Here is a 12,305-nt window from a genome sequence, read left to right as displayed (position 1 = left end):
GTCCAATAGTCAGACCTTTCGTGACAGCCGTCACATTTCACTTTTCCTGAGGAGACATTCGCATGGCAATCATGACCGTTGGAGAGAAGTTCCCCGAGTTCGAGCTGCTCGCCCTCAAGGGCGGCAACCTGTCCGAGGCCAACGCCCAGCAGCCGGAGGACTACTTCGAGACCGTGTCCCTGAACACCTACCCGGGCAAGTGGAAGGTCATCTTCTTCTACCCGAAGGACTTCACCTTCGTCTGCCCGACCGAGATCGCCGCCTTCGGCAAGCTCGACGAGGAGTTCCAGGACCGCGACACCCAGATCCTCGGCGGCTCCGTCGACAACGAGTTCTCCCACTTCAACTGGCGCGCCACCAACGACGAGCTCAAGGACGTCCCCTTCCCGATGTTCTCCGACATCAAGCACGAGCTCATCCGTGAGCTCGGCGTCGAGAACAAGGACGGCGTCGCCGACCGCGCCACCTTCATTATCGACCCGGACGGCATCATCCAGTTCGTCTCCGTCACCCCGGACGCCGTCGGCCGCAACGTCGACGAGGTCCTGCGCGTCCTCGACGCCCTGCAGTCCGAAGAGGTCTGCGCCTGCAACTGGCAGGCCAACGACCCGACCAAGAACATCAACAAGATGGACGTCGTGCAGGAGTCCCTGAAGTAGATGTCGATCGATAACCTGCGCAGCGCACTCCCCGAGTACGCCAAGGACCAGAAGCTCAACCTCGGTAGCCTCACCCGCTCCACCGAGCTCAACGAGCAGCAGCTGTGGGGCACCCTCCTCGCCTCCGCCGCCGCCACCCGCAACGACACCGTGTTCGCCGAGATCTCCGAGGAGGCCAAGGGCCACCTCTCCGACGAGGCCTACGAGGCAGCCCTCGGCGCCGCGACCGTCATGGCCATGAACAACGTGGCCTACCGTGCGAAGCACTTCCTCGGTGAGGACTACACCAACGTCAAGTTCGGCCTGCGGATGAACATCATCTCCAAGCCGGGCGTGGACAAGGCCGACTTCGAGCTGTGGTCGCTCGCCGTCTCCACCATCAACGGCTGTGAGAACTGCGTCGTCGCCCACGACAAGACCGTCCGCGAGGAGGGTCTGACGAAGGAGCAGGTCTGGGAGGCCGTCAAGGTCGCCGCTGTCATCGCTGCAGTCGCTCAGACCGTCCAGGTCGAGGCCGCCCGCTAGGGTCTCTGTGCTTATCGACGCCGTCGCCTTCGGGCGGCGGCGTCTTTCTTTGTCCTGCCGGCGGGCGGACATGAGTGCGCCCCCGGCACCGGGAAGGCGGTGCCGGGGGCGGGTAAGGGGAATGCTAGTTGGCCGCGACGTCCAGCTCGGCCAGGTCGTTGCGGTCGGCGTCGTCCAGCTGGACCTTCCACAGGAGGGTGCCGTTCTCATCCTCGAGGTCGAGCGCATCGAGCAGGCCGGTCGGGTGCAGCTCCAGGGCCTCCTTGATGGCGTCGGTCGCGGAGACGGTGGAGGCCTGGGCGTTGGCGACGTCATCGTTGTCTCCGTCGCGGTCCTCCTCGCGCAGGGTGCCGTCGAAGTCGACCTGCAGGTTGACCACGTCCTCGCCCTGGACGACATCCACCTCGTAGGAGTCGGTGTCGTCCTCGCGATCGATGTTGACGATGATGCCGTCCGGGTAGTCGGCCATGACCGCGTCGATCACGCGGAACACCGGGTCCTCGCCCTCCACCTGGTCGGCCGTGTCCGCGGTGGTGACCGTGGTCTCGGTCGGGGCCTCACCGGCCGGGGTCGTGGTGGTCACGGTGCCAGGGTTGTCGGCGGCGGTGTCATCGCTGTTCGTGCACGCGGTGACGAGCATGCCTGCGGTGGCGGCGATGGCGATGGTCTTGATCAGTCGGTTGCTCATGATGACTCCTTCATGTGGACAGCAGATGTATAAGTATGCGGTTGTAGGAACGACGGTACATGGTTAACGGACGGTGAACATGTCGTTGACAAAATATACTGTCGAATTGTTATGCTTCAGCAACTTTCCGCCGCATCATTGTGATGATCTATAGACTCGGCGCATGGACCTCTACGAGTACCAGGCGCGCGATATTTTCGAGGCGCACGGCGTGCCCGTCCTCCGGGGCACGGTCGCGTCCTCACCCGCGGAAGCCCGGGCGGTCGCTGCGGAGATCGGGGGCCCGGTCGTGGTGAAGGCGCAGGTGAAGATCGGCGGGCGCGGCAAGGCGGGTGGGATCCGCGTCGCCGAGACCCCCGAGGATGCGTACCGGGCCGCCGAGGCGATCCTCGGGCTGGACATCCGCGGCCACCGGGCGGAGAAGGTGATGATCGTCGAGTGCGTCGACATCGACGAGGAGTACTACTTCTCCCTGCTCCTCGACCGCACCTCCCGTTCCTATCTGGCGATGTTCTCAGTGGAGGGCGGCGTGGATATCGAGCATTTGGCGGCAGATCGCCCCGAGGCGATCGCCCGAGTGGAGGTCGATCCGCTGGGCGAGCTCGATGCGGAGACTCTCGTGGCCGCGCTGCCGGAGGACGTCCGCTTGAAGGTCATCCCCGTCCTCCGCCAGCTGCTCGACGTCTACCGCGCCGAGGACGCCACCCTCGTCGAGGTCAACCCGCTGGTCCTCACCGTCGGCGGCGACGTCCTGGCGCTCGACGGCAAGATCACCCTCGACGACAACGCCGCCTTCCGCCTCGACAACCGCGCCGAGCTGGCGGATGCTGCGGGCCACCACGACCCCGTCGAGAAGCGCGCCCGCGAGCACGGCCTGAAATACGTCACCCTCGACGGCTCCGTCGGGATCATCGGCAACGGCGCCGGCCTGGTCATGTCGACCCTCGATGTCGTCACCGCAGCGGGGGAGCGGCACGGCGGCCAGCGGCCGGCGAACTTCCTCGATATCGGCGGCGGCGCGTCCCCGGAGACCATGACCGCGGCCCTGGAAATTGTCCTCTCCGATGAGCAGGTGCGCAGCGTGTTCGTCAACGTCTTCGGCGGGATCACCTCCTGTGACGCCGTGGCCACGGGCATCGTCGAGGCCCTGACCAGGCTCGATGAAGCTTCCCGCCCCATCGTCGTCCGCCTCGACGGCAACAGCGTCGAGGAGGGCCGCGCCATCCTCGAAGACTTCGACCACCCGCTCGTCACCGTCGTCGCGGACATGGACGAGGCGGCCGACCTGGTCACCGAATTGGCCGGAAGGAACTGACATGGCCGTGCTTACCGACGCCGACTCCCGCATCATCGTCCAAGGCATCACCGGACGGGAAGGCCGCCTGCACACCGAGCGCATGCTCCCCGCCGGCGCCCGCGTGGTCGGCGGCACCAACCCGCAGAAGGCGGGGGAGACCCTGGAGATCGGCGGCGTCGGGCTGCCCGTCTTCGCCACCGTCGCCGAGGCGCGGGAAGCTACCGGCGCGGACGTATCGGTCGTGTTCGTGCCCGCGCCCTTCGTCAAGGAGGCGGTGACCGAGGCTATCGACGCCCGCGTGCCGCTCATCGTCATCATCACCGAGGGTGTGCCGGTGCAGGACACCGCGGAACTGCTGGCGCGGGCCGCCGACCGCGTGCGAATCATCGGCCCGAACTGCCCGGGCCTGATCACCCCGGGATCCTCCCTGGCGGGGATCATCCCGGCGACGATCACCGGCTCCGGTCCGGTGGGGCTCATCTCCAAGTCGGGCACCCTGACGTACCAGATGATGAACGAGCTTTCCGATATCGGCATCTCCACCGCCGTGGGCATCGGCGGCGACCCGCTCATCGGCACCGACTTCATTGACGCCCTGGAGTTGTTCGAGGCGGACCCCGCGACCGAGGCCATCGTCATGATCGGCGAGATCGGCGGCGACGCCGAGGAACGCGCCGCCGCCTACATCGCCGAGCACGTGTCAAAGCCTGTGGTCGGTTATGTCGCCGGATTCACCGCGCCTGAGGGCAAGACCATGGGGCACGCGGGGGCCATCGTCACCGGTTCCGTGGGCACGGCCGCCGCGAAGAAGAAGGCGCTCGAGGCCGCTGGCGTGCGCGTGGGAACGACCCCGACGGAGACCGCGGAGATCATGCGGGGGATTGTGGAGGGGTAGGAATTGGAATGTGATCGAGAACTACGCTGTATGCGTATCAGGCCTGTGAGGCTATGAATCCAGCAGCGAGGCGTCGAGACCCAGTTCATTCCAGAGAAGCGCTGGCGGCTGGGCGCCACTATTTTCTCGCAATGTCTTCACTCCAAACCAACGTTCTCATGGTGGATATTGGTGCATTGTTGTTGCGCTGAGAAGTTGACCGCCCTGACGTATGTTGGTACTCGAGTCGGGGAGGACCGGGACGATATGTGTTTGAACCTCTTCAATCCCTCCGGTGGTGGCCAGTCCAGGGCCCGGTGACGATCCCGGACGCTGATGCCATCGGAGCAGACATCCAGCAGACCCTAGTGGCCTTCTCCTGGGCCGACGCCTGAACCAACCAGGTGCAGCCGTTCTGGGCGCTGCCGCTGCTCTGTGTCGCAGGATGGTCCGCCCGCGACATCATGGGTTACTGCATCATCTGGCTGCTGGTCACCTGCGTCACCATCGCAAGAGCCTTCACTTTCCTGCAGTTCTTTTGGATAGGCTGGTGCCAAGCAGATGGATCTGGAGACCAAGCCATGAACAAGACCCAAGCCACTGTCATCATCTCGTTGCTGACAGCCACACTATTGACGGGTATCGCGATCTTCGTCCTCCTACTGCGTGGCGACGCTGAGGATGTGGGCGCGACGCAGCCGCCGACGTCGAGCAGTGTCGCGTCGACCACCTCCGAGGACACCCGCGTCGATGCGGCGACGCTCCTCGAGGACACCGACGTCAACTCCATCCATCCGGCCCCCGCCCCAGATGCGCCGCAGGAGTGGGGCGAGTACCAATTGCGCCGATCCTGGGACGGAATGACCCGAGTCTTCGATGTTGCGGAGAGTAGTCCGATCAGTGGCGATGGCGGAGGCACATTCCCGGCGACGATGAACGGCTGCGGTATCGGTATGTATCTGGTCACCTTCAAGTCGGTAAATCCGAACGTCGACATCGCCGCGCAGCTTATCAACGCCGCAGGCGGCATCGCTGCGGAAGAGTCCATGAATCAGGGGTGGTCGTTGTCCACCAACTGTGAAACCCCGGCATATCGGTTCCTCGCCGCCAGTGACATCTCCACCCTGGGAGACGTGGCCTACACCGTGCACGAGTACATGCAATCCTCTACCTCTGATGCGGAGCCGCAGGCGGTGCCGACGACGACCCAGGCTGCTCAGCCGACATTGGTCCAATGCCTCGGATACCTCGGGCCCGCCATGGGACTGTACTCCGATGGCGTCGAGCGTCTCGCACCCGAATGCGAAGGCAGTCCGGAGCAACGGCGCTCCAGTCGCGCCGAAGGCGTGTGTGGAGGACTCTACGGGTGGATGAAGGTGTCCGCTGAAGAGTACCGGGACCTCTGTGGGATCGATCCGCCCACGAACCGCACTCCGCCCCCCGCCGCGCCTGCGCCTACCCCGGAGGAGTACTACGCACCACCGGTGGAGATTCCTCCGGCTGAATATGCTGAGAACTAGGAACTGCCCGGCAGGGTTCTTCGATCGGTGCCGCTCGACCCCGGAGTGTGAAGTCGATCAGCCCCGCACCATCTCCAGCGACTTGAGCCGCACCTCGCCCTCCGCGTCGGAGGCGTTGAGGTCGACGACCGCGACGAGCTGGAAGGAGTTGTCGCCCTCGGGGTCCTTGATGATCTGGCGGGCGGTCCATTCGCGGCCGTCCTGGGTGAGTGAGAAATACTCGCCGCTGCGGGCGTCCTGGCCGGTGTCGAGGTCGGCGTACTCGTCGAAGTAGGCATCGAGCTCGGCGCCCCAGTCGGGCTTGTCCTCGCGGTCGAGGTAGTCGAGGAGCGTGGCGAGGGTGTCCTCCTTCTCCCAGGCGAACAATTCCAGCACGCGCCACATGAGGTTGCGCACCATGATGGTGAAGGCCCGCCTGTTGGCGGTGAGCGCGGTGGGGTCCTCCAGGCCGAAGGCGAGTTCGCGGGCCAGGTCCTCCTGGGAGATGGGGGTGTCTTCGTCTCCCATCTGGGCCCACTCGTCGATAAGCGAGGAGTCGACCTGGCGGATGAGCTCGCCGAGCCACTCGATGACGTCCTCGAGCTCGTCGTTGAGCGCCTCCAGCGGCACGGACTGGCGGAGGGTGCGCCAGGCGTCGGTGAGGTAGCGCAGGACGACGCCCTCGGAGCGGGCGAGGCCGTAGGTGGCGATGAGATCCGAGAAGGTCATCGCGTGCTCGATCATGTCGCGGATGACGGATTTCGGGGAGAGCTCGAACTCACGGGCCCAGGGCGCGCCGGCGGTGAAGGTCTCGTAGGCGTCCTCGAGCTCCTCGGCCAGCGGCTGCGGCCACGTGATGTCCTCGACGATGGCCATGCGCTCGGTGTAGTCGACGCCCTCGGCCTTGAGCGCCGCGATCTCCTCACCGCGGGCCTGCTTCTGCTGGGCCTGGAGGAGGGGGCGGGGGTCGTCGAGAATGGCCTCGAAGGTGGAGATGACGTCGACGGTGTAGGAGTCCGACTCCTGGTCGAGCAACGTCAGCGCGGCCAACGCGAAGGGGGAGAGTGGTTGGTTGAGGGCGAAATCGCGCTGCAGCTCCTGCGTGAGGTGGTAAGGGCGACCCTCCTCGTCCGTGCCCTCCGCGGCCTTGACCACGATGCCCGCGTTGACCAGTCCCTTGAACAACTCGAGCGTGTGCAGGATGTCCCGGTTCTGCTTGGCGCGGGTGTCGTGGTTGGTGCGCAGCAGGTGCTTGAGGTGCTCGTAGCCGTTGCCGGGGCGGGCGATGACGTTGAGCAGCATGGAGTTGCTCATGCGGAACTGCGAGCTCATCGGCTCCGGCTCGGCGACGGTAAGGCGCTCGTAGGTCTTCTCCGACCAGGTGACCTCGCCGTCGCGGACGGACTTGAGGCGCAGCTTCTTCAGCTTCTTCGGGTCCGAGCCGGCGCGCTCGCGCAGCCGCCAGTTCTCGATCTCGTGCTCCGGGGCCTCGACGACGACGGTGCCCTCCGTGTCGAAGCCGGCGCGCCCGGCGCGGCCGGCGATCTGGTGGAACTCGCGGGACTTGAGGATGCGCTGGCGGGTGCCGTCGAATTTCGCCAGGCCGGTGAACAGGACGGTGCGGATGGGCACGTTGATGCCGACGCCGAGGGTGTCGGTGCCGCAGATGACCTTGAGCAGGCCGGTCTGCGAGAGCCGCTCGACGAGGCGGCGGTACTTCGGCAGCATGCCCGCGTGGTGAACACCGATGCCGCGGCGCAGCAGCCGCGAGAGCGTCTTGCCGTAGGTGGTGGTGAAGCGGAAGGCGCCGATCTCGGCGACGATCTTCTCCTTCGTCGCGTCGTCGATAATCTTCAGGCTGGTCAGGGCTTGGGCGCGTTCGGTGGCCTCGCGCTGGGAGAAGTGGACGACGTAGATGGGCGCCTTGCCGTCGGAGAGGAGGTTCTCGATCGTCTCGTGCACCGGGGTGTAGACGTAGGAGAAGTCCAGCGGCACCGGGCGGGTGGAACCGGCGACCAGGGAGGTGGTGCGCCCCGTGCGCTCGCTGAGGTCCTCCTGCAGGAAGGTCGTGTCGCCGAGGGTGGCGGACATGAGCAGGAACTGCGCCTTGGGCAGCTCCAGCAGCGGCACCTGCCACGCCCACCCGCGCTCCGGATCGGAGTAGTAGTGGAACTCGTCCATGACCACCTGGTCGATCTTCGCGTCCGCCCCATCCCGCAGGGCGATGTTGGCGACGATCTCGGCGGTCGCCGCGATGATCGGCGCCTTGCCGTTGACGGTGGCGTCACCGGTCATCATGCCGACGTTCTCGGGGCCGAAGATCTCGCACAGCGCGAAGAACTTCTCGCTCACCAGCGCCTTGATGGGGGCGGTGTAGAAGGAACGCTGACCGCGCGCCATGGCGATGAAGTGCGCCGCGTTGGCGACCATCGACTTCCCCGACCCCGTCGGGGTGGCCAGGATGACGTTGTCCCCGGCGAGGATGCCCAGCGCCGCCTCCTCCTGCGCGGGGTAGAGCTCGATCCCGCGGCCCTTGACCCAACTGAGGAAGCTGTCGAAGATCGATTCATCCAGCAACGAGGCAGGTACGTCGGACAGGTCGGGAAGCATCTGGGCGAGGTTCACACCTATTCACCCTAGCCGCAGGCAGAAGAATGCATCGCCATTGTCCCGGTCGGGCCGCAACCCCTGTGCGCCGGGATTGTCCACCCCCGCATGACGACAGCGCCCGGCCGACCCCTCGGGTGGGGCGGCAGGGCACTGGTGGGTGACTTACTCGTCGTCGTCCGGATCCTCCTGCGGGAGCTCCAGCGGACCACCGACCTCCTCGGTGCGGTTGTCCTCCTCGGTGTCATTGAGGGCGGCGAGGAAGCGTTCGAACTCCTCACCGATCTCATCGCCGGAGGGCATCTCGTACTCCCCGGGGAGCATCGCCTTGGGGTTGGAGGCGCGGTAGCGCTCCAACTCCTCGTCGTACTGCCGCTCCAGGTGCGCGACGACCTGCTGGATCTCGTGGCTGTCCTCGACCTGCTCCGAGAGCTGCTGGGTCACCCGCACCATGTCGTGCTCGAGGGCGCGCAGCGGCAGATGCAGGTCGGCGGCGCGGGCCACGGCGTCGAGCAGCTCGTGGGTGGCCGCCGGATAGGGCGAGGCCGCCAGGTAGTGCGGCACATGCGCCGTGAAACCGGCGACGTTGAGCCCGCGCTTGTGCAGCGCGCGCTCGATCATCATGGACGCGGAACCCGGCAGCACCACCTTGGCGTCGTAGGTGAACATCGAGTTGATCAGCTGCGGGGTGTTGCTGTGGGCGGAGACGACGAGCGGGCGCGTGTGCGGCACGGCCATGGGGGCGGCGTAGAGGCAGATGGTCTGCTCCACCCCGAACTTCTCCACCAGGTCGGCGACCGCCTCCGTGAAGGCCTCCCACCGCAGATCCGGCTCCGGACCGGACAGCAGCAGGAAGGAACGGCCCGCGGTGTCACGCAGCACGCGCATCCCCAGGTCCAGGTCCTCCATGCCGGTGATCTGGTGGTTGTCCATGGTCACGGCGGGGCGGCGGGAACGGTAGTCGATCAGCTCGTCATTGTTGAATGACGCGACCGGACGGGAGTCCAGCGCGGCGAGCAGATGGTCGGCGCTCGCCTCGACGGCGTGGCCGGCATCGGCATAGCCCTGCAGGGCGACGATGAGCGTCGGTCCCTCCGGTGTCCCGGCCCCCACCTCCGGGGCCGGGTATTCGAGCTCGTACATGCGGCGCTCATTGTCCTGCATACCCTTCATCCTCCTTCGGCTCTCAAGGCTTACATCCGCTTCCAACACACCTCACACGGGTGTTATTCCGGTGATCGTCCAGTGTAGCCGCCCCATCTTGCCGTATCGGTGAATGAACCGCCACTCGGCGGTCCCGCCGCCTGTGGACAACCACCAGTTATCCACAGTTTCGGGCCGCGCCCCCGGCCTCGGGCTGTCGTCACGCCGGGATCCGGGGCAGGGTGTGAGCCATGACGACAGCCACCACCGCGTTGACCTCTCCAGGACAGATCGCCGCCAACCTGCCGGGCATTCTCGGCTTCTACCCGCATGACTCGCTCGTCTTCGTCACCTTCACCGTCGCCGAAACCGCGCACCGCTATGAACTCGGCCCCGTCCTGCGCATCGACCTGGATCAACTCGACATCCTCCCGGAGCTGGCCCGGGCGATCGATGACACCCACCCGGACATGGTGTTCGGCTACATCGTCACCACCCGGCCGGAGGCGGAGATCGCGGACATCATCAGGACACTCCACGAGGCGACCGAGGAGAGCATGCTCGATCTCGACCTCGCCTGGGTGACCCCGGAGATCCTCACCGGGGAACCCGTCACCCTCGGCTTCTCGCAGTCGCCGGAGGTCCTCCCGCCCCTGGGCACGGCGTGGTGGAAGGACGTCGTCGCCCCGGTGGTCGTGGCCCGGGCCATGGCGCCGCTCCTCGCACAGGGGGAGCTGCCGGAGCTGAACCGGGAGGAGGCGCAGGAGCACCTGCGCCACGGCACCCCGCACCACGAGGCCACCGACTGCGCGCAGCTGACCGCCTTCGCCCTCGACCGGGCGCAGGCCCTGCCCGAGGCGCGCTACCCGGCGTTGGCCGCCGATGCCCGGCTGCTTATCGACGAATCACGTGACCTGCCCCTGGCCGAAATCCTCGCCGAGGAGGAGGTGCTGCTGACCATGGCGACCCTGCTGGGCACCGCGGAGCTACGGGACCTCATCATCGAGGACATCCTCGCGGTGCCGGCCGCCGGGGCACCCCTCATGCTGGCGGTGGCCCGCACGTTCACCGGCCTCATCCGCCACAATGCGCTGTGCGTCTACGCCCTGTGCATGGTGGAACTGGGCCTGAGCATGCGCACGAGCCACGCGCTGCTGGCCGCCCTGGAGGAGGACCCGACGCACATGCTCGCCCGGCTGCTGCTCGCCCCCGCCCAGCGCGGGGAGTTCAGCTTCATGGTTTCCTCGGTCCGGGAGGGCTCGAGGATCGTCCGCGCCCGGCACGGGGTCGAGGAGGACAGCGCCGCTTAGCGCTTCCGCGCCGACCAGGCCGCGTCGCCGAGGGTACGGGTGAAGGCCCAGGCGTCGGTGACGATGGTTTCCAGATCGGTCCGCGTGGGGTTCCAGCCCAGCTCCTCCTGGATCTTCGCGGAGGAGGCGATGAGGGTGGCGGGGTCGCCGGCGCGCCGGGGCGCCACCTCGGCGGGGATGGGGTGGCCGGTGACCTCGCGGCACATGTCGATGACCTGCCGGACGGAGTAGCCGTCACCGGACCCGAGGTTGTAGATCCGGTGGGTGCCCGGCCGGTTGCTCTGCAGCGCCAGGACGTGGGCGTCGGCCAGGTCACGGACGTGGATGTAGTCGCGGACCGGGGTGCCGTCGGCGGTGGGCCAGTCGTCGCCGAACATGAAGATCTTGTCCCGGTGGCCGAGCGCCACCTGCAGCACCAGTGGGATGAGGTGGGTCTCGATCTCCCGGTTCTCCCCGATCTGCCCGTATGCGCCGGCGACGTTGAAGTAGCGCAGGCTCGTGGCACCGAGGCCGTGGGCCCGGGCGTAGGAGGTGATGATGTAGTCGATGGCCAGCTTCGACGCGCCGTAAGGGTTGGTCGGCGCGGTGGCCATGTCCTCGGTGATGGGGACCACCGCGGGCTCGCCATAGGTGGCGGCGGTGGAGGAGAAAACCAGGTTGTTCACGCCGTGGGCGCGCATGGCGTCGAGCAGGGACAGCGTGGTGACCACGTTGTGCTGCCAGTACTCCTCCGGCTTCTCCATCGACTCGCCCACGAGCGAGCGGGCGGCGAAGTGGATGACCCCGTCGATATCTCCCTCGCCGAGCACCGTGGCGGCGACATCGCGCACGTCGCCCTCGACGAGCCGGGCCCCGGCCGGGACGGCCGCCCGGTTGCCGGTGCTGAAGTTGTCGATGATGACGACGTCGTGGCCGGCCTCGAGGAGGACCTGCGCGCAGACGGAACCGATGTAACCGGCACCGCCGGTGACCAGAAGCTTCATCAGACGATGTCCACTCGGACGGCGTGGGCGAGATCCGGGTTGATCTCCACCTCGGCGGCACCGGAGGAGATGCGCACGGTCCCGCCCTCGTGGGTGACGGTGACGGTGGATCCGACGGTGATGCCGGCGTCGATAAGCAGGGCGAACTGCTCGGGGTCGACCTGGAGGATCTCGTTGATCTGGACGATGCGGGCCTCGGTGGGCTGCCCCTCGGGCAGGTCGACGGCGCGGATGCCGTGGTCGACCGCGGCGGCGCCGGGCACACCGAGCTCCGCCAGTCCGGGGATGGGGTTGCCGAAGGGGGAGCGGCTGGCGTCCTCGAGGACGGCGACGACGCGCTCCTCGACGGCCTCGCTCATGACGTGCTCCCAGCGGCAGGCCTCCTCGTGGACCTGGTGGATGTCCAGGCCGAGGATGTCGGTGAGCAGGCGCTCGGCGAGGCGGTGCTTGCGCATGACCGCGGTGGCCAGCTCGCGGCCCTGCGGGGTCATCTCGAGGGAGCGGTCGGGGCGGACGACCACGAGGTTGTCGCGCTCCATACGCGCCACCGTCTGGCTGACGGTCGGGCCGGACTGTTCGAGGCGTTCGGCGATGCGGGCACGCAGCGGGGTGATGCCCTCTTCCTCGAGCTCATAGATGGTCCGCAGATACATTTCGGTGGTATCGACCAGGTCCTTCACGGCCACAACGCCTTTCTGCTGTGCATGTCCGACAATGGCT

Annotated in this window: 11 protein-coding genes; 6 read left to right on the top strand and 5 right to left on the bottom strand. The window is 66.8% G+C overall.

Features of this window, described 5'->3' with window-relative positions; genetic code table 11:
• Positions 1 to 62 precede the first annotated feature (62 nt).
• Both ACFPUZ_RS00510 and ahpD read left to right on the top strand, forming a co-directional pair.
• Positions 63 to 659, top strand: a complete 597-nt coding sequence (locus ACFPUZ_RS00510) for a peroxiredoxin (protein ID WP_376998774.1) — start codon at positions 63 to 65, stop codon at positions 657 to 659.
• Positions 660 to 1,184: an alkylhydroperoxidase, AhpD family gene (gene ahpD / locus ACFPUZ_RS00505; protein WP_376998772.1), complete on the top strand. Its 525-nt coding sequence runs from the start codon at positions 660 to 662 to the stop codon at positions 1,182 to 1,184. It abuts the gene before it with no gap.
• A 124-nt stretch (positions 1,185 to 1,308) separates the two neighbouring features.
• On the opposite strand, the gene ACFPUZ_RS00500 is transcribed toward ahpD, so the two are convergent.
• Positions 1,309 to 1,872, bottom strand: a complete 564-nt coding sequence (locus ACFPUZ_RS00500; RefSeq protein WP_376998770.1) for a hypothetical protein — start codon at positions 1,870 to 1,872, stop codon at positions 1,309 to 1,311.
• Positions 1,873 to 2,035: 163 nt separating this feature from the next.
• Here ACFPUZ_RS00500 and sucC point away from each other — a divergent pair, with 163 nt between their 5' ends.
• The 3 genes from sucC (at position 2,036) to ACFPUZ_RS00485 (ending at position 5,563) form a co-directional block, all read left to right on the top strand.
• The gene (gene sucC / locus ACFPUZ_RS00495) at positions 2,036 to 3,187 is read left to right on the top strand and encodes an ADP-forming succinate--CoA ligase subunit beta (protein ID WP_376998768.1); all 1,152 of its coding nucleotides are present in this window, start codon (positions 2,036 to 2,038) and stop codon (positions 3,185 to 3,187) included.
• 1 nt (position 3,188) lies between these two features.
• Positions 3,189 to 4,064 (top strand): succinate--CoA ligase subunit alpha, encoded by an 876-nt coding sequence (gene sucD, locus ACFPUZ_RS00490; protein WP_376998766.1) that lies wholly within the window; start codon positions 3,189 to 3,191, stop codon positions 4,062 to 4,064.
• A gap of 383 nt (positions 4,065 to 4,447) precedes the next feature.
• Positions 4,448 to 5,563, top strand: coding sequence for a TIGR00366 family protein (locus tag ACFPUZ_RS00485; RefSeq protein ID WP_376998764.1), 1,116 nt, complete (start codon positions 4,448 to 4,450; stop codon positions 5,561 to 5,563).
• Between the two features lie 57 nt (positions 5,564 to 5,620).
• On the opposite strand, the gene ACFPUZ_RS00480 is transcribed toward ACFPUZ_RS00485, so the two are convergent.
• Both ACFPUZ_RS00480 and ACFPUZ_RS00475 read right to left on the bottom strand, forming a co-directional pair.
• Positions 5,621 to 8,167: a DEAD/DEAH box helicase gene (locus ACFPUZ_RS00480; protein ID WP_376998762.1), complete on the bottom strand. Its 2,547-nt coding sequence runs from the start codon at positions 8,165 to 8,167 to the stop codon at positions 5,621 to 5,623.
• Between the two features lie 147 nt (positions 8,168 to 8,314).
• Positions 8,315 to 9,313, bottom strand: coding sequence for a PAC2 family protein (locus ACFPUZ_RS00475; protein ID WP_376998760.1), 999 nt, complete (start codon positions 9,311 to 9,313; stop codon positions 8,315 to 8,317).
• Between the two features lie 230 nt (positions 9,314 to 9,543).
• On the opposite strand from ACFPUZ_RS00475, the gene ACFPUZ_RS00470 reads away from it, so the two are divergent.
• Positions 9,544 to 10,602: a DUF4192 domain-containing protein gene (locus tag ACFPUZ_RS00470; RefSeq protein ID WP_376998758.1), complete on the top strand. Its 1,059-nt coding sequence runs from the start codon at positions 9,544 to 9,546 to the stop codon at positions 10,600 to 10,602.
• Here the strand turns inward: ACFPUZ_RS00470 and galE are convergent.
• Positions 10,599 to 11,585, bottom strand: coding sequence for a UDP-glucose 4-epimerase GalE (gene galE, locus ACFPUZ_RS00465; protein ID WP_376998756.1), 987 nt, complete (start codon positions 11,583 to 11,585; stop codon positions 10,599 to 10,601). The genes ACFPUZ_RS00470 and galE overlap by 4 nt on opposite strands.
• On the bottom strand, positions 11,585 to 12,265 hold the full coding sequence (locus ACFPUZ_RS00460; RefSeq protein WP_376999932.1) for a metal-dependent transcriptional regulator: 681 nt from the start codon (positions 12,263 to 12,265) through the stop codon (positions 11,585 to 11,587). Before ACFPUZ_RS00460 ends, galE begins: the two co-directional genes overlap by 1 nt.
• Positions 12,266 to 12,305 lie beyond the last annotated feature (40 nt).

The organism is Corynebacterium nasicanis, assembly GCF_042658165.1.
GTDB lineage: Bacteria > Actinomycetota > Actinomycetes > Mycobacteriales > Mycobacteriaceae > Corynebacterium > Corynebacterium nasicanis.
This window is presented reverse-complemented; position numbering and strand designations above follow the sequence as displayed.

Excerpts from the sequence above, each read along its gene's own strand:
- ACFPUZ_RS00470 (WP_376998758.1), top strand. The coding sequence starts at position 9,544 with ATGACGACAGCCACCACCGCGTTGACCTCTCCAGGACAGATCGCCGCC.
- ahpD (WP_376998772.1), top strand. The coding sequence starts at position 660 with ATGTCGATCGATAACCTGCGCAGCGCACTCCCCGAGTACGCCAAGGAC.
- sucC (WP_376998768.1), top strand. The coding sequence starts at position 2,036 with ATGGACCTCTACGAGTACCAGGCGCGCGATATTTTCGAGGCGCACGGC.
- ACFPUZ_RS00510 (WP_376998774.1), top strand. The coding sequence starts at position 63 with ATGGCAATCATGACCGTTGGAGAGAAGTTCCCCGAGTTCGAGCTGCTC.
- ACFPUZ_RS00500 (WP_376998770.1), bottom strand. The coding sequence starts at position 1,872 with ATGAGCAACCGACTGATCAAGACCATCGCCATCGCCGCCACCGCAGGC.
- sucD (WP_376998766.1), top strand. The coding sequence starts at position 3,189 with ATGGCCGTGCTTACCGACGCCGACTCCCGCATCATCGTCCAAGGCATC.
- ACFPUZ_RS00475 (WP_376998760.1), bottom strand. The coding sequence starts at position 9,313 with ATGCAGGACAATGAGCGCCGCATGTACGAGCTCGAATACCCGGCCCCG.
- galE (WP_376998756.1), bottom strand. The coding sequence starts at position 11,585 with ATGAAGCTTCTGGTCACCGGCGGTGCCGGTTACATCGGTTCCGTCTGC.